The sequence below is a fragment of the Pseudomonas serboccidentalis genome (assembly GCF_028830055.1).
Lineage (GTDB): Bacteria > Pseudomonadota > Gammaproteobacteria > Pseudomonadales > Pseudomonadaceae > Aquipseudomonas > Aquipseudomonas serboccidentalis.
In genome coordinates this window covers 159,208-175,380 of record NZ_CP101655.1, presented here as the reverse complement: position 1 = coordinate 175,380, position 16,173 = coordinate 159,208, and the positions used below count along the sequence as shown (strand labels likewise).

Sequence of the window (16,173 nt, the reverse complement as noted above, 5' to 3'; positions counted from 1 at the left end):
CCATGAGCACTCCAACATCCTCAGTAGCCACTTCCGCCCCGAGCGCGGATCAAAGCCTGCTGTACCCGTCGCCGTACAAAGAATTCTGGCAAGCCTTCTCGAAAAACAAAGGCGCGGTTGCCGGCCTGCTGTTCATGCTGCTGGTGATTTTCTGCGCGATCTTCGCGCCGTGGGTCGCGCCGCATAACCCGAGCGAGCAATACCGTGACTTCCTGCTGACGCCACCGGCGTGGCTGGAAGGCGGGCAGATGCAATTTCTGCTCGGCACCGATGAACTGGGTCGCGACCTGCTGTCGCGGCTGATCCAGGGTTCGCGCCTGTCGCTGCTGATCGGTCTGTCGTCGGTGGTGATGTCGTTGATCCCGGGGATCCTGCTGGGTCTGTTCGCCGGGTTCTTCCCGAAAATGATCGGCCCGACCATCATGCGTCTGATGGACATCATGCTGGCCCTGCCGTCCCTGCTGCTGGCAGTGGCGATCGTCGCCATCCTCGGCCCTGGCCTGATCAACACCGTGATCGCCATTGCTGTGGTATCGCTGCCGTCCTACGTGCGTCTGACCCGTGCCGCCGTAATGGGCGAACTGAACCGCGACTACGTGACCGCCGCGCGCCTGGCCGGTGCCGGTCTGCCACGTCTGATGTTCATTACCGTGCTGCCCAACTGCATGGCGCCGCTGATCGTTCAGGCCACCCTGAGTTTCTCTTCGGCGATTCTCGACGCTGCGGCGCTGGGCTTCCTCGGCCTTGGCGTACAACCGCCAACCCCTGAGTGGGGCACCATGCTGGCCTCGGCCCGCGACTACATCGAACGCGCCTGGTGGGTAGTGAGCCTGCCGGGGCTGACCATTTTGCTCAGCGTGCTGGCAATCAACTTGATGGGCGACGGTCTGCGCGATGCGCTGGACCCGAAACTCAAGAACGCCGCCTGAGGAGATTCCCATGTCACTGCTAGAAATCAAGAATCTCAACGTTCGCTTCGGCGACAAGAACGCCGTTCCCGTGGTCGATGGCCTCGACCTGAAAGTGGACAAGGGCGAAGTTCTGGCGATCGTCGGCGAGTCCGGTTCGGGCAAGTCGGTGACCATGATGGCGCTGATGGGCCTGATCGAGCACCCGGGGATCGTCACTGCCGATGCCCTGAGCTTCGACGGCAAGAACATGCTCAAGCTGAGCAACCGCCAGCGTCGGCAGATCGTCGGCAAAGACCTGGCGATGGTCTTCCAGGACCCGATGACCGCGCTCAACCCAAGCTACACCGTCGGTTTCCAGATCGAAGAAGTGCTGCGCCTGCACCTGAAAATGTCCGGCAAGCAAGCGCGCAAACGCGCCATCGAACTGCTGGAAAAAGTGGAAATCCCGGGCGCCGCCAGCCGTATGGACGCCTACCCGCACCAACTGTCCGGCGGCATGAGCCAGCGCGTTGCGATCGCCATGGCGATTGCCGGCGAGCCGAAACTGCTGATCGCTGACGAACCGACCACTGCGCTGGACGTGACGATTCAGGCGCAGATCATGGATCTGCTGCTGGCATTGCAGAAAGAACAGAACATGGGTCTGGTGCTGATTACCCACGACCTCGCCGTTGTGGCAGAAACCGCCCAGCGCGTGTGCGTGATGTACGCAGGGCAAGCCGTTGAAGTCGGTCAGGTACCGCAACTGTTCGACATCCCGGCGCACCCGTACAGCGAAGCGCTGCTCAAGGCGATTCCCGAGCACAGCCTGGGCGCCGCGCGCCTGTCGACCCTGCCGGGCATCGTTCCGGGCCGCTACGACCGTCCGCAGGGTTGCCTGCTGTCGCCGCGCTGCCCGTATGTGCAGGACAGCTGCCGCGCGCAGCGTCCGACCCTTGATCCGAAAAGCAACAGCCTCGCTCGCTGCTTCTTCCCGCTGAACCAGGAGGTGGCGTAATGGCCGTCGTACTTACCGCCCGCGACCTGACCCGTCACTACGAAGTCTCCCGTGGCCTGTTCAAGGGCCACGCGACCGTGCGCGCCCTCAACGGCGTGTCGTTCGAACTGGAAGCCGGCAAGACTCTCGCCGTGGTGGGCGAGTCGGGCTGCGGCAAATCCACGCTCGCCCGCGCCCTGACCCTGATTGAAGAGCCGTCGTCCGGCTCGCTGAAAATCGCCGGCCAGGAAGTCGCCGGCGCCGACAAGGCCCAGCGCAAGCAACTGCGCAAAGACGTGCAGATGGTGTTCCAGAGCCCGTACGCGTCGTTGAACCCACGGCAGAAAATCGGTGATCAACTGGCCGAGCCACTGTTGATCAACACCAACCTGAGTGCCGCTGAACGTCGCGAGAAAGTCCAGGCGATGATGAAACAGGTAGGCTTGCGTCCTGAGCACTACCAGCGCTATCCGCACATGTTCTCCGGCGGTCAGCGCCAGCGTATCGCCTTGGCCCGGGCGATGATGTTGCAACCGAAAGTGCTGGTGGCGGATGAACCGACTTCGGCGCTCGACGTGTCGATTCAGGCGCAGGTGCTGAACCTGTTCATGGACCTGCAGCAGGAGTTCAACACCGCGTACGTGTTCATCTCGCACAACCTGGCAGTGGTGCGTCACGTCGCCGACTCGGTGCTGGTGATGTACCTCGGCCGTCCGGTGGAAATGGGCCCGAAAGAGGACATCTACACCCGTCCCCTGCACCCGTACACCCAGGCCCTGTTGTCGGCGACGCCAACGATCCACCCGGATCCGGACAAGCCGAAAATCAAGATCGTCGGCGAACTGCCCAACCCGCTGAACCCGCCACCGGGCTGCGCTTTCCACAAGCGTTGCCCATACGCCACCGAGCGTTGCAGCACGGAAGAGCCGGCGTTGCGCCAGCTCGACAGCCGGCAAGTGGCTTGCCACTACGCCGAGCAGTTCCTCGACGGCGCGGCGTAAGCAAAACCGGAGAACGACACAAAACCTGTAGGAGCTGTCGAGTGAAACGAGGCTGCGATCTGTTGATTTTCAGAATCAAGATCAAAAGATCGCAGCGTGCCGCAGCTCCTACAGGAATCGTGTTTATCCGGAAGTAATGTGTTAACCAAGCCCCTTCTCTCTCGATTGCGCATCAGTCGGGGAAGAAGGGGTTTTCTTTTGCCCGCGAGTTACGACTGGCTGTCGCCTTCGTCATCGTCGGTGTCTGGCTCGTCGGTGGTCGAATCATCATCGTTCTCGCTGCCCCCCTGATCCTGATCGCCCGGTTCGGCTTCCGACTTGGCCAGCATGATCACACCCGCGTGGCCGTGGGCCGCATTAAATCCTTGGGGTGGCGTGGCGGTACTCGCCCAGGCCGCCGTGGTGCCAAGCGTCAACAGCACCAAAACCTTAAGCAACAGCACAATGCGTTGAAAAATGCTCATAGTCATTTCCATCCTTTCGTGGTTGAAGCCTGGATGCCGATCCGGCGCTGAATGAAATCTAGTTCCGATCAGCGAGGTTCACCAGATAGGACGCTAACCAGGCCCTGTAAATGCCCCGACCCGGTAGATCACTTGTGAATAACGGCTATAACCGAATCAGCTAAGCGAGGAGGCGTTTTTGCTGGCGGTCAGCGCCTTGGCCTGGGTCGCTGAGCGCGTCGCGAGGTAGATCAGCGGCAAGGTCAACAGTGCCAGTGTCGCGCTCGCAAGCCATACGCTGTGCCCTCCGAAGTGCCCATACAACTGACCACTGAGCACCGGCGACAGCAGTGCGCTCGCGCTCCAGCTCATGAAAAACAGACCAAAATACTGGCCGCTTTTGCCACCCTGCGCATGCTGCATGACCAGCACATTCATCGGCGGCATGAAAAAAGCTTCACCCAACGTCCAGATCACGGTCGACAAACACACGTAAAACAACCCGGAGCCAAACGGCAGCATGCCCAGCCCGACGGCCAGCAGCACACAGCCCGCCAGCAGTTGCCGACGCGCGCCCCAACGCTCGCCCCAGTGCGTCAGTGGAATCTGCAGCGCCACCACCAGCATCGCGTTGAGCCCGAACTGCCAACCGATGGCCTCGGTACTCAAGTGGTAATAGTCGCGCAGATAGTTGCCCAGCGTGCTGTAGACGGTGTCGAAGGCCATCCCCAGCAACACTGCCGCGCCCAGTAGCCAGAGGAATGCCGTGTCGCGCAACGGCGCGCCTGTGCCGGTGCCTGCCTCGGCCACCTCATCGGGTTCGAGCACCGCGCGGCGCCAAGTGGTGCGCACAAACCAGAGCAACGCCAGCAGCGTCATCGCCGCACTGCCAAAAAACACCCAACGAAAATCCGTCTGCGCCAACACCCCGCCGGCAATACCGGCAGCAGCCATCCCAAGATTTCGCGCGACCCGGCTCAGCGCTTGGGCGCGAGAGCGCTGTGCAGGCTCGCAATACTCCATGATCAAGCGCTGGTGCAGCGTTCGAATCGCCCCGTCGACGGCGCCACTGAGTAACAGCAGGGCGGCCAGCAACGGCACCTGCGTCACCAGCCCGAGCAGGATCAGCACCCACACAGAAACGAAGAACAGCGCCGCCGTCAGCCGCGCCGTACGCACATGGTCACTGAGCAGCCCGCCGAGCATCGAACCGATCAACAACCCGCCACCGTACGCCGACAACAGCCAGCCAACGGTCTCGATCGCCAACCCCAGCTCCTGGCGTAGATACAACGCCATGAACAACTTGACCATGCTGCTCAGGCGATTGATGAACAGCAACGCCGCCAGCACCCAGGCCATCAGACTGAAATAGCCGTTGGGGCGAAGCAGATGGACAAGGTTGCGCGTCATTCCATGACCTCTCAAAGCGACTTGCGTGGACCTGAACACTAACGGCCGGCGATCCGGTTGTCGCGCTCAAGAACATCGTAACCACAAAATACGGAGTCGCCCTACACTCCCCTGCAGGAGCTGTCGCAGGCTGCGATCTTTTGACTTTGCTGCCTTCGGCAGCTCAGTTGTTGAGTGCACTCAGCTAGAAAATGGTCGGCTGTCGGACCGTTATCGCGAGCAGGCTCACTCCTACAATTGGATTGAGTACAACTGCAAGAAACAGGTCGCCTGGCAGGCCGCCATCGCTGGCAAGCCAGGCTTCCACAGTGGATTGAGTTCAATCTGCCAGAGGGTGGTCGGCTGTCGGACCGTTATCGCGAGCAGGCTCACTCCTACAATTGGATTGAGTACAACTGCAAGAACAGGTCGCCTGGCAGGCCGCCATCGCTGGCAAGCCGGCTCCCACAGAAAAGCAAAATCAAGATCAAAAGATCGCAGCCTTCGGCAGCTCCTACACAGGATGAGCGTTAGCTCGGCTGCAGCTTTTGATCTGTAAGGCGACGTCGGAGGCTTCGTTCCGGGATTGATCCGGGCGTGGGAGCGCAGCGACCGTTTGGCGCAGCCAAACACAGCGAGAGGAGGTGCAGCGAAGCAAACCGTAGGCGCTGCGCCCGGAGCGAAGGAACCCCGAGCCCCAGCGAGCGGGCCGTACGTAGGAGCAAGCGTTTTTTGCTTACTTTTTTTGGCGTTTGAAAAAAAGTGAGTCGCCGTAAGGGCGAAACCGTCAGCCGCCACACCCGCAGAAACGGATATACACCCAAAACAAAAGCAAAAAAAAGCCCCCAAGGCATACACCTAGGGGGCTTTGGACGAAACAATTCAGCGCTTAGTGATGCTCACGCGTCGCACGGAATTTCACATCCGGCCAACGCTCTTCCATCAACGCCAGGTTAACCCGCGTCGGCGCCAGGTAAGTCAGGTGACCACCGCCATCCAGTGCCAGGTTCTCCACAGCCTTGTTGGAAAACTCCTCAAGCTTCTTCTTGTCGCTGCATTCGATCCAGCGCGCGGAGTACACAGTAATCGGCTCGTACGAGCACTCAACCTTGTATTCCTCTTTCAGGCGGCTGGCGACCACATCGAACTGCAGCACACCGACGGCACCAAGAATGATGTCGTTGCTGCGCTCCGGGAAGAACACCTGGGTCGCGCCTTCTTCCGCCAGCTGTTGCAGACCCTGACGCAACTGCTTGGATTTCAGCGGATCACGCAGACGCACGCGGCGGAACAGTTCCGGGGCGAAGTGCGGGATACCGGTGAAACCGAGGACTTCACCTTCGCTGAAGGTGTCGCCGATCTGGATCGTGCCGTGGTTGTGTAGACCGATGATGTCGCCGGCGTACGCTTCTTCCAACTGCTCACGCTCGGAGGAGAAGAACGTCAGGGCGTCGCCGATGCGCACATCCTTGCCGGTACGCACGTGGCGCATCTTCATGCCTTTCTCGTACTTGCCCGAGCAAATGCGCATGAAGGCGATGCGGTCGCGGTGTTTCGGGTCCATGTTCGCCTGGATCTTGAAGATGAAGCCCGAAAACTTTTCTTCCACCGGCTCCACGGTACGCTCGTTGGCGACACGGGCCAGCGGGCGCGGTGCCCAGTCAACGACAGCGTCGAGCACGTGGTCGACACCGAAGTTGCCCAGTGCGGTACCGAAGAACACCGGGGTCAGTTGACCGTCGAGGAACTCCTGCTGGTTGAACTCGTGGCAGGCGCCCTGCACCAGTTCCAGCTGTTCAAGGAAACGCTCGTACTCGTCGCCCAGGTGCGCACGCGCCTCGTCGGAGTCGAGCTTCTCGATGATCTTGGTTTCGGTGCGTTCGTGACCGTGACCGGCGGTGTAGACAATGATGTAGTCGTCGGCCAGGTGGTACACGCCCTTGAAGTCGCGGTAGCAACCGATTGGCCAGGTGATCGGCGCCGCCTTGATCTTCAGCACGGCTTCGATTTCGTCGAGCAGCTCGATCGGGTCGCGGATGTCGCGGTCGAGTTTGTTGATGAAGCTGACGATCGGCGTGTCACGTAGACGGCAGACGTCCATCAGCGCAATGGTCCGTGGCTCAACACCTTTACCGCCGTCGAGAACCATCAATGCCGAGTCGACCGCCGTCAGGGTGCGGTAGGTGTCTTCGGAGAAGTCTTCGTGGCCCGGGGTGTCGAGCAGGTTGATCATGTGTTCGCGATACGGGAACTGCATGACCGACGTGGTAATGGAAATACCCCGCTGCTTCTCCATCTCCATCCAGTCGGATGTCGCATGGCGATCGGATTTACGGGATTTCACCGTACCGGCCACCGCAATCGCCTTGCCCATCAACAGGAGCTTTTCGGTGATCGTGGTTTTACCGGCATCGGGGTGGGAAATAATGGCGAAAGTGCGGCGTTTCGCGACTTCGGCGGCCTGGTTGGTCATGGGAAATCGCCTGGCGGTGATTCAAAAAAGGGCGGCGAGTATAGCTTAAAAAGTGATCGCCAGACCACCGTCCCTCGGCCCCGCAAAACCCTGTAGGAGCTGCCGCTGGCTGCGATCTTTTGACCTGGCTTTTAAAAACAAAATCAAAAGATCGCAGCCAGCGGCAGCTCCTACGGGTGGCCAAACAGTGTCTAACGTGGGAACCTTTTAAAGCACGGAGACGTCCATCCCCTGTTACGACATTTCGTCAGGGGCTGAAAAATCAGCAAGTTAGCCTGACGAGGCTGCGCTCATGGCTCGCTTTCAGACCGCTTTTTGCCGGTGCTGAGGGAGCTGCTTCTCGCGAACGTTTATTCCCGGCAGCCAAGGCTTGGCATGCCACTCGGGAGAGCGTTCGCCGACTACAAGAAAAGGAGTCCGCCTGTGGCTATCCGCTATGGCAAAGGGCTGATGGGAGGTGCGGTGGTGATCGCGCTCCTGGCCCTGCTGGTCCACTGGATCGGCATCAACACGATCGAACACTACCGCGACGATTTGTTGTTTTACCTGCAAGCTCATCTGATTCTCGTCCTCGCTTCAATGCTGGCCGCCCTGGTCGTGGGCATCCCCGCCGGCATCTTCCTCAGTCGCCCGACCATGGTCGGCCGCGCCGAACGCTTCATGCAGATCTTCAATATCGGTAACACCGTGCCACCGCTGGCTGTACTGGCGATTGCCCTGGGGATTCTCGGCATCGGCAGTGGTCCGGCGATCTTCGCTTTATTCCTCGCCTCCCTGTTGCCGATCGTGCGCAACACCTACGAAGGCCTGAAAAACGTCCAGGGCTCGCTGAAAGAAGCCGCCGTCGGCATCGGCATGACCCCGCGGCAGGTGCTGTGGAAAGTCGAATTGCCCAACGCCGTACCGATCATCGTCGGTGGTGTGCGCGTGGCCTTGGCGATCAACGTCGGCACTGCGCCACTGGCGTTCCTGATCGGCGCCAACAGCCTTGGCAGCCTGATCTTCCCTGGCATCGCCCTGAACAATCAGCCGCAACTGCTGCTCGGCGCCGCGTGCACCGCGCTGCTGGCCTTGCTGCTCGATGGCGTGGTCACCCTCGCCAGCCGCCTCTGGCTGGAACGCGGTTTGCGCCCGTCTTAAGGCTCTTGCGAAGGAATATTTATGAAACGATTTAGCTCGTCTTTGGGATTGATAGCAGGCTGCATCCTGCTGTTCGCAGGAATCGCGCAAGCCGCTGAAAAACCGGTGATCCGCCTCGGCGCCCGGGTGTTCACCGAACAGACGCTGCTCGCGGAAATCACCGCGCAATACCTGCGCAGCAAAGGCTACGACGCGCAGATCACCGGCGGTCTGGGCAGCAACCTGGCCCGCAGCGCCCACGAAAGCGGGCAACTGGACATGCTCTGGGAATACACCGGCGTGTCGCTGGTAGCCTACAACCATGTCACCGAGAAACTCGACAGCGAACAGTCCTACGCCCGGGTGAAAGAACTCGACGCGAAAAAAGGCCTGGTCTGGCTGACTCCGTCGAAATTCAGCAACACCTACGCCCTCGCCCTGCCGAAAAAAGTGGCGGAGGAATATCCGCAGATCAACAACATCAGTCAGTTGAATGAGGTGCTGCAGACTGAAGCCAAGACCAACCACCTGGTGGCGCTGGACACCGAGTTCGCCAACCGCTCCGACGGTCTGGACGGCATGGTCAAGCTCTACGGCATGAACCTGACCCGCAAGAACATCCGCCAGATGGACGCGGGGCTGGTCTACACCGCGCTGCGCAATGGTCAGGTGTTTGCCGGTCTGGTCTACACCACCGACGGCCGCTTGAACGCTTTCGGCCTGAAGCTGCTGGAAGACGACAAGCACTACTTCCCGGATTACACCGCCGCACCCGTGGTGCGTCAGGCGTATCTGGACGCGCACCCGCAACTGGCCGAGCAGCTCAAGCCATTGGCGCAACTGTTCGACGACGAAACCATGCGCCAGCTCAACGCGCGGGTCGACGTCGGCCACGAAAGCCCGTCGAAAGTCGCCGCCGATTTCCTGCGCCAGCACCCACTCAACTAAGGAGGAAAAGTCATGGAATTTCTGAACGCCTTTTCCCACCTCGACTGGCAGCAGGTGATGCACCTGACCTGGCAGCACATCACCCTGGTCGGTATCGCCGTGACCCTGGCGATTGTCGTTGGCGTGCCGCTGGGCATCCTGATGACGCGCTTTCCGACCCTTGCCGGGCCGTTGCAGGCCAGCGCCACAGTGCTACTGACCGTGCCGTCGATTGCCCTGTTCGGTTTGCTGCTGCCGTTCTACTCCAAGTTCGGCCAGGGCCTCGGGCCGATGCCAGCGATCACCGCCGTGTTCCTCTATTCGCTGCTGCCGATCATGCGCAACACCTACCTCGCCCTGACCGGCGTGGAACCGGGCATTCGTGAAGCCGCACGCGGCATCGGCATGACCTTCGGCCAGCGCCTGCGCATGGTCGAGCTGCCGATTGCGGTACCGGTGATCCTCGCCGGGGTGCGCACCGCCGTGGTGATGAACATCGGCGTGATGACCATCGCCGCGACCATCGGCGCCGGCGGCCTTGGCGTGTTGATCCTCGCCTCCATCAGCCGCAGCGACATGTCGATGCTGATCGTCGGCGCGCTGCTGGTCAGTCTTCTGGCGATCTTCGCCGACCTCCTCCTGCAGTGGCTGCAACGCACGCTGACTCCAAAAGGACTCCTCAAATGATCGAACTTCAAAACCTCAGCAAGACCTTCCAGAGCAACGGCAAAGATGTCAAAGCCGTGGACTCGGTAAGCCTGACCGTCAATGAAGGCGAAATCTGTGTGTTCCTCGGGCCATCGGGTTGCGGCAAAAGCACCACGCTGAAAATGATCAACCGCCTGATCAAACCGACCTCGGGCAAGATCCTGATCAACGGCGAGGACACCACCGATCTGGACGAAGTGACCCTGCGCCGCAACATCGGCTACGTGATTCAGCAGATCGGTCTGTTCCCGAACATGACCATCGAAGAGAACATCGTCGTGGTGCCGAAACTGCTCGGCTGGGACAAACAGAAATGCCACGACCGCGCTCGCGAACTGATGAGCATGATCAAGCTGGAACCCAAGCAGTATCTGCATCGCTACCCGCGTGAACTGTCCGGCGGCCAGCAGCAGCGGATCGGGGTGATCCGTGCATTGGCGGCGGATGCCCCACTGTTGCTGATGGACGAGCCGTTCGGTGCGGTCGACCCGATCAACCGCGAGATGATCCAGAACGAGTTCTTCGAGATGCAACGGGCGCTGAACAAGACCGTGATCATGGTCAGCCACGACATCGACGAAGCGATCAAACTGGGCGACAAGATCGCGATCTTCCGCGCCGGCAAACTGCTGCAGATCGATCATCCGGACACCCTGCTCGCGCATCCGGCGGACGACTTTGTCAGCAACTTCGTCGGCCAGGACAGCACGCTCAAGCGTCTGTTGTTGGTGAAGGCAGAAGATGCGGCGGACAACGCACCGTCGGTGAGCCCGGAGACGCCAGTGGCTGATGCGCTGGAATTGATGGACGAACATGACCGCCGCTACGTGGTGGTCACCTGTGCCGAGAACAAGGCGCTGGGCTACGTGCGTCGCCGCGACCTGCACCGCCAGACCGGCACCTGCGCGCAATTTTTGCGCGAGTTCAACGCCACGGCGGCGTACGACGAGCATTTGCGCATCCTGCTGTCGCGCATGTACGAGTTCAATCGTTCGTGGCTGCCGGTGATGGATGCCGAGCGGGTGTTCCTCGGTGAGGTCACGCAGGAGTCGATTGCGGCGTATCTGAGCTCGGGACGTTCGCGGGGGATGAAGACCAATATCGTCTCGCCGGCTGAAGCCGTGGTTGCCTGATAGTCGGTAAAACACAAAACCCTGTAGGAGTGAGCCTGCTCGCGATAGCGCAATGTCAGTCGATGAAGATGTTGGCTTTAAAAAAGTCATCGCGAGCAGGCTCACTCCTACAGAAATGGGGGCGTTACCAAGTCATTCACAAGGCGGAAAAGAATCTCAACACTTGAGAACCAGACAGCATGCGCTGGATAGCCGTCCAAACAGCCAAAATCCCCCTCACCCCCATCTCTCGCGGCCATCGTCGCCGATGTTGCGCCTATCACACTTACCCACGACTTCGCCGACAAAAGCTGCGAACGTGCAGGTATTTTTAACACTTGAAAATTCTCGGGGAACATCTGTCCGTCATCTCGGTCGGCTACAAAGAGTGATATCCGCGACGCACGTCAGAAGCGTGCAAAAACGCGACATTTTTAGTTGATCTCAGGCCCCTCACGCCCTAAAGTTCGCGCCGAACGTCCATGCTGGAAACGATCCATCCGGCTCAAGTACTGACGACGAGACAGCAAGGCCAAGGGCAAATACGCCCGTGGCCTTTTTGCTTTCGGCGACATGCCTTGGGAAGTAGGCGAACCAAAGTGGGGATACGGAGGGCGTTCATTTGCACCCATTGTTTTTACGAGTTTGCCCATAGGAGCTCCCAGCATGTCGATTCAGGTCGAAGACTATTTCGCGCGCGCTACATTCGACAAAATGAAAGCGTTCGCCGACAAACAGGAAACCCCGTTCGTGGTGATCGACACCGCGATGATCGCCAAGGCCTACGATGACCTGCGCGCCGGTTTCGAATTCGCCAAGGTCTACTACGCGGTCAAGGCCAACCCGGCCGTCGAGATCATCGATCTGCTCAAAGAGAAAGGTTCGAGCTTCGACATCGCCTCCATCTATGAGCTGGACAAAGTGCTGAGCCGTGGCGTCAGCCCGGACCAGATCAGCTACGGCAACACCATCAAGAAATCCAAGGACATCCGCTACTTCTATGAGAAGGGCGTGCGCCTGTTCGCCACCGACTCGGAAGCCGACCTGCGCAACATCGCCAAGGCTGCCCCGGGCGCCAAAGTTTACGTGCGCATCCTGACCGAAGGCTCGACCACTGCCGACTGGCCCCTGTCGCGCAAGTTCGGCTGCCAGACCGACATGGCCATGGACCTGCTGATCCTCGCCCGCGACCTGGGCCTGGTGCCGTACGGCATTTCGTTCCACGTTGGCTCGCAACAGCGTGACATCAGCGTCTGGGACGCCGCGATCGCCAAGGTCAAAGTGATCTTCGAACGCCTGAAAGAAGAAGACGGCATTCACCTGAAGCTGATCAACATGGGCGGCGGCTTCCCGGCCAACTACATCACCCGTACCAACAGCCTGGAAACCTACGCCGAAGAAATCATCCGCTTTCTGAAAGAAGACTTCGGTGATGACCTGCCGGAAATCATTCTGGAGCCGGGCCGTTCGTTGATCGCCAACGCCGGCATTCTGGTCAGCGAAGTGGTACTGGTTGCCCGCAAATCCCGCACCGCCGTCGAGCGTTGGGTCTACACCGATGTGGGCAAGTTCTCCGGCCTGATCGAAACCATGGACGAAGCGATCAAGTTCCCGATCTGGACCGAGAAAAAAGGCGAGATGGAAGAAGTGGTCATCGCCGGCCCAACCTGTGACAGCGCCGACATCATGTACGAAAACTACAAGTACGGCCTGCCACTGAACCTGGCGATCGGTGATCGTCTGTACTGGCTGTCGACTGGTGCCTACACCACCAGTTACAGCGCCGTAGAGTTCAATGGCTTCCCGCCGCTGAAATCGTTTTACGTGTGACACGCAACGACTGAGAAAAAGGCCCATGGAAACCATGGGCCTTTTTTATTTGCGAAGCCATACCTCAAGATGGTTCAGCATCGCCATGCACTCATTGGCGTTCTCGGTAATAGCGGCCAGTTTGAAATTCAGCTCGCTCAGTTTCACCGCATTCATCGCCTGCAAGAGTTGATTGCACAGACCGTCGAGGCGCTGATAAAGCCCTTCAATGAATAACCCCATCTGCGTACTCACCGAAACGAATCCACTGAATAACGCCACGACATCGGCCTTGTATTCAGCCGCCCTGATGGCCGGATCAGTCGAAGCATAGGCCAGGTCCCAGACCGGAGTCGTCAATGGATCGCCAAACAACCCCTGGGCAACCGTGGGAGTCGTATGGCACAGGCAGGAACGGTGATCCATGGCGCTGACAAACACTGACTTCAAACCAAATGACTCGTCGTGAACTTCCACGACCGTGTGTTTCAGCCGTCGTATCTCGGCACTGAGCACATAGAACCGAAGTGCCAGTTCGTGTATCAGGCCAGCAACATTCTGCGCGGGAAACAACTTCCAGCTGGCCGACCGGGAAAGGCTGAACAGCCGAAAGTCCACTTGGCTGACGGGCTCGTGCCTGGAGGTTTTGCCTGCGATATCCAGGGATTCGCGAGTGAAAACCTCCAGATCCCCGATATACCCCGCGCCAAGAAGCCTTGACGCTTCGGTACGCGCCCAGAATTCTTGCAGGTAGCGCTGATTGAAAGGGGCGTTATTCAGACGCGAGTCCCTGGCCAGAACCGCCAATTGATGCCCCTCTTTTCTACGGCGCTCGCAAACCAGTGGTATCGCGTTGAATGTCATCGGCAAAGCGCCGAGAAATCGTATGTAGCGATCGAGCACACGCCGTTGCGCCGCTGAAAACTCATAAGCCAGAACATTCATGCTGTATCAGAGAAGGTGGGCCGGTAGCCCACCCTCCCAGCTCCTTGTTATTGATGAATGCTCTTCAAATGCTTGACGACTTCGGCGACTCGAACAATCGCAGCTTGCGCTCGGGTTTCGACGGGAAGCGAAGTGTTCTGCCTGAAATCACTGGCGAACTGCGTAAAGTCATCGATCAAAATGGAGAACTCTCCAGCGTATTTCGCACGGCCATCGTCCAGTTGATCCAGGGTTTCGACCAGTTCAATCCGGCCATCAATCCGGGCGATGTCTTTGATGTACTTGTTGATCTGCGTGCGCAGATCACCTGCCTTGTCATTCAGTCGGTTGTACGCCGCCAGCATATTGAGGAAGGAAATGGCCTCGCCAATGCCGGAAATCATTTTCTTCAGCGTATCGATAGCCAGCAAGACGACTTGCACCTGAGGTGGCGCCAGGCCCAGTGCCTTGATATTTTCCAGCGACAACTGCACTTGTTCGCCAATTTTCTCGATGCCCGCCTTGGCGATCAGATCAATCCCCTCGGAAACAGACTTCATCTCGACAGCCAGGCCTGCGAGTTTTTCGTCGAACGTGACCTTGAGCTCGACAGTCGTCGCACGTTCAGCCTTGAGCGTCACGACCCATTCGGCCGAGGCGCTGCGGTCGTAATGAGCGCTGATGCTCTTGTGCACAGCTTTCAGATCTTCGGTCTGGACCGATACCTTATTGAAGATATTCTTCAGCTCGACCTCCATATCTTCGCGAACTTCGTCCGCGTCCTCCGGATACTCCAACTCAGCCTGATAGCTGCGCAGTTTCTTCTCCGCGCGCTCCAGGTAAATGCCGGTGGCCTGTGCCTGACTCCGCAGGTCGTAGGTGGCCTTGTTGACGGCGAGCGCCAGATTGTTCATGGTCCCGACAGTCCCAGGCATGTAATCGAATTGCTCGAAGAGCATCTGAGCCGTGGTATTGAACCCTTGCACCGAAGCATTATGCTCACGCAGCCGGGTTATATTGAATGCGGGAACAGCCGAACTAACCGATAGCAAAGACATCATTGACCTACTCCGAACAACCAGACCGCTTCTCTCATAATCCTTATCAGCCTCCTCAAATACTTTCAGTAATTGATCGGAGCTGACTTTTATTTGCTCCCAAGGATCAATGATATTTAGCAATTGATTCTTGAAGCGCCGCAATGAGGTCGCTTCGAAAATACCATCAACCTCTTTGACAGAAGCTTCGACATAGTCACCCAGGGCATTCCATACCAGCATGAGGTTCTGCGTGGCAACCTCGGCTTCAATGGCCACGTAACTCAGATTCTGCAGATCATCTCGAATCTTGTTCAACGAACTCAGCGTCTGGTTCTTGCTTGCCATACTTTGGTTATCAACCTGCTGCAGTTGCTTCAGGCGGTTACGTTCAGAACGGATTTTCTCTGCCTTGACGCCTTGGTAGATACCCAGAATCAATCCACCAATATTCAGAGTGGCTGCCGCCTTGATCGCTTCCTGTACCAGTAGATCGTATTGCTTGTTCAGCTCATCAATTTCATTCGCGCGCTGATCAATGCCTTCTTGCAGCGTCTTGATATCGTTCTGATAGGTGTTCCTGGAGACAAACTGCAGTCGCAAGGCAATTTCCGGCAACACTTTTTCGCGCATATCGGTGCCGAAACTGTCCAGCTCGGCCCGCACCCGCTCGGCGCCCTGATGACAATTCGCAACTTTAGCCAACAAGTCATTGAGATAGGCCTTGATATCCAGGATATCGTCCGAAGACAGCTCCAGTTCGGGAAGCCCCGGCATCTGGCGTTTCAGGCTCAGATACTCCTCAGGCGTATTGATGTTGTGTTCTTCCAGATATCTCGAGGCTCTAAGGTCCTCATACACTTCTACAATGGCGTTACCTGTGCGAATGATACTGCCGGAAAAGATTTTCAGGTCCGTGCCCGTCAACATGATCTTTTCGCGCAACGGCGACCAGCGTTTGGCGTGATCATATGTCATGCTAAAGGTACGCAGGAAGTCCAACGCTTTTAGCCCCACCCCCCCTTCATCACCAGCACCATAGTTTAGATAGGCAACAACATCCTGCAGCCGAACGGGAAGCGAGAGGCCGAGAACCTCATACTTTCTAAGACTGATAATTTGCTCTTTTGTCAGTTGTATACCGGTACCCCGGTTATATTCTTCACCCGCCCCCAGCGAGGCATTCACAAATACCAGAGGTGCGTTTGCGGCGGCTTCGACCACCTTGTCATTCAACTTCAGCTCCATCAGAGACTCCTTGTCTTCCATGGATATTAATCATAATTACTTAATTTTCGATGCCAGCAAGCAACTTCCAATTACTTGAATACAAACATCGAA

At 58.3% G+C, this 16,173-nt stretch carries 13 protein-coding genes; 8 read left to right on the top strand and 5 right to left on the bottom strand.

What is annotated here, in order from left to right; translation table 11 throughout:
- The first annotated feature begins 2 nt into the window (after window positions 1-2).
- From NN484_RS00665 to NN484_RS00655, 3 genes are read left to right on the top strand one after another with little or no spacing between them, the layout of a single operon-like run.
- A complete protein-coding gene (locus tag NN484_RS00665; protein WP_003221608.1) occupies window positions 3-929 on the top strand; it encodes an ABC transporter permease subunit in 927 nt (308 codons plus the stop codon).
- Between the two features lie 10 nt (window positions 930-939).
- On the top strand, window positions 940-1,908 hold the full coding sequence (locus tag NN484_RS00660; RefSeq protein ID WP_127649824.1) for an ABC transporter ATP-binding protein: 969 nt from the start codon (window positions 940-942) through the stop codon (window positions 1,906-1,908).
- Window positions 1,908-2,888 (top strand): peptide ABC transporter ATP-binding protein, encoded by a 981-nt coding sequence (locus NN484_RS00655; protein ID WP_127649825.1) that lies wholly within the window; start codon window positions 1,908-1,910, stop codon window positions 2,886-2,888. Before NN484_RS00660 ends, NN484_RS00655 begins: the two co-directional genes overlap by 1 nt.
- A gap of 209 nt (window positions 2,889-3,097) precedes the next feature.
- Here the strand turns inward: NN484_RS00655 and NN484_RS00650 are convergent, their stop codons facing one another.
- From NN484_RS00650 to NN484_RS00640, 3 genes are all read right to left on the bottom strand, one after another.
- Window positions 3,098-3,352, bottom strand: a complete 255-nt coding sequence (locus NN484_RS00650) for a hypothetical protein (RefSeq protein ID WP_127649826.1) — start codon at window positions 3,350-3,352, stop codon at window positions 3,098-3,100.
- 156 nt (window positions 3,353-3,508) lie between these two features.
- Entirely contained in the window at window positions 3,509-4,744 is a 1,236-nt protein-coding gene (locus tag NN484_RS00645; protein WP_274658426.1) for an MFS transporter, read from the bottom strand.
- Window positions 4,745-5,612: 868 nt separating this feature from the next.
- Window positions 5,613-7,196, bottom strand: coding sequence for a peptide chain release factor 3 (locus tag NN484_RS00640; protein ID WP_007965665.1), 1,584 nt, complete (start codon window positions 7,194-7,196; stop codon window positions 5,613-5,615).
- Window positions 7,197-7,646: 450 nt separating this feature from the next.
- On the opposite strand from NN484_RS00640, the gene NN484_RS00635 reads away from it, so the two are divergent.
- The 5 genes from NN484_RS00635 (at window position 7,647) to NN484_RS00615 (ending at window position 12,892) form a co-directional block, all read left to right on the top strand.
- Complete coding sequence (locus tag NN484_RS00635) at window positions 7,647-8,336, top strand: ABC transporter permease (protein WP_172667905.1); 690 nt, start codon at window positions 7,647-7,649, stop codon at window positions 8,334-8,336.
- Between the two features lie 21 nt (window positions 8,337-8,357).
- The gene (locus NN484_RS00630) at window positions 8,358-9,263 is read left to right on the top strand and encodes a glycine betaine ABC transporter substrate-binding protein (protein WP_274658425.1); all 906 of its coding nucleotides are present in this window, start codon (window positions 8,358-8,360) and stop codon (window positions 9,261-9,263) included.
- Window positions 9,264-9,275: 12 nt separating this feature from the next.
- Window positions 9,276-9,929: an ABC transporter permease gene (locus NN484_RS00625; RefSeq protein WP_064585940.1), complete on the top strand. Its 654-nt coding sequence runs from the start codon at window positions 9,276-9,278 to the stop codon at window positions 9,927-9,929.
- Window positions 9,926-11,083 carry an osmoprotectant ABC transporter ATP-binding protein OsmV gene (locus NN484_RS00620; RefSeq protein ID WP_047291222.1) on the top strand — a complete coding sequence of 386 codons (1,158 nt, stop codon included), beginning with the start codon at window positions 9,926-9,928 and terminating at the stop codon, window positions 11,081-11,083. Before NN484_RS00625 ends, NN484_RS00620 begins: the two co-directional genes overlap by 4 nt.
- A 645-nt stretch (window positions 11,084-11,728) precedes the next feature.
- Window positions 11,729-12,892 carry a type III PLP-dependent enzyme gene (locus NN484_RS00615; RefSeq protein WP_127649829.1) on the top strand — a complete coding sequence of 388 codons (1,164 nt, stop codon included), beginning with the start codon at window positions 11,729-11,731 and terminating at the stop codon, window positions 12,890-12,892.
- A gap of 45 nt (window positions 12,893-12,937) precedes the next feature.
- On the opposite strand, the gene NN484_RS00610 is transcribed toward NN484_RS00615, so the two are convergent.
- The gene (locus NN484_RS00610) at window positions 12,938-13,816 is read right to left on the bottom strand and encodes a hypothetical protein (RefSeq protein ID WP_274658424.1); all 879 of its coding nucleotides are present in this window, start codon (window positions 13,814-13,816) and stop codon (window positions 12,938-12,940) included.
- Window positions 13,817-13,863: 47 nt separating this feature from the next.
- On the bottom strand, window positions 13,864-16,080 hold the full coding sequence (locus NN484_RS00605; RefSeq protein WP_274658423.1) for an alpha-xenorhabdolysin family binary toxin subunit A: 2,217 nt from the start codon (window positions 16,078-16,080) through the stop codon (window positions 13,864-13,866).
- Window positions 16,081-16,173 lie beyond the last annotated feature (93 nt).

Excerpts from the sequence above, each read along its gene's own strand:
- NN484_RS00665 (WP_003221608.1), top strand. The coding sequence starts at position 3 with ATGAGCACTCCAACATCCTCAGTAGCCACTTCCGCCCCGAGCGCGGAT.
- NN484_RS00660 (WP_127649824.1), top strand. The coding sequence starts at position 940 with ATGTCACTGCTAGAAATCAAGAATCTCAACGTTCGCTTCGGCGACAAG.
- NN484_RS00655 (WP_127649825.1), top strand. The coding sequence starts at position 1,908 with ATGGCCGTCGTACTTACCGCCCGCGACCTGACCCGTCACTACGAAGTC.
- NN484_RS00650 (WP_127649826.1), bottom strand. The coding sequence starts at position 3,352 with ATGAGCATTTTTCAACGCATTGTGCTGTTGCTTAAGGTTTTGGTGCTG.
- NN484_RS00645 (WP_274658426.1), bottom strand. The coding sequence starts at position 4,744 with ATGACGCGCAACCTTGTCCATCTGCTTCGCCCCAACGGCTATTTCAGT.
- NN484_RS00640 (WP_007965665.1), bottom strand. The coding sequence starts at position 7,196 with ATGACCAACCAGGCCGCCGAAGTCGCGAAACGCCGCACTTTCGCCATT.
- NN484_RS00635 (WP_172667905.1), top strand. The coding sequence starts at position 7,647 with ATGGGAGGTGCGGTGGTGATCGCGCTCCTGGCCCTGCTGGTCCACTGG.
- NN484_RS00630 (WP_274658425.1), top strand. The coding sequence starts at position 8,358 with ATGAAACGATTTAGCTCGTCTTTGGGATTGATAGCAGGCTGCATCCTG.
- NN484_RS00625 (WP_064585940.1), top strand. The coding sequence starts at position 9,276 with ATGGAATTTCTGAACGCCTTTTCCCACCTCGACTGGCAGCAGGTGATG.
- NN484_RS00620 (WP_047291222.1), top strand. The coding sequence starts at position 9,926 with ATGATCGAACTTCAAAACCTCAGCAAGACCTTCCAGAGCAACGGCAAA.
- NN484_RS00615 (WP_127649829.1), top strand. The coding sequence starts at position 11,729 with ATGTCGATTCAGGTCGAAGACTATTTCGCGCGCGCTACATTCGACAAA.
- NN484_RS00610 (WP_274658424.1), bottom strand. The coding sequence starts at position 13,816 with ATGAATGTTCTGGCTTATGAGTTTTCAGCGGCGCAACGGCGTGTGCTC.
- NN484_RS00605 (WP_274658423.1), bottom strand. The coding sequence starts at position 16,080 with ATGGAGCTGAAGTTGAATGACAAGGTGGTCGAAGCCGCCGCAAACGCA.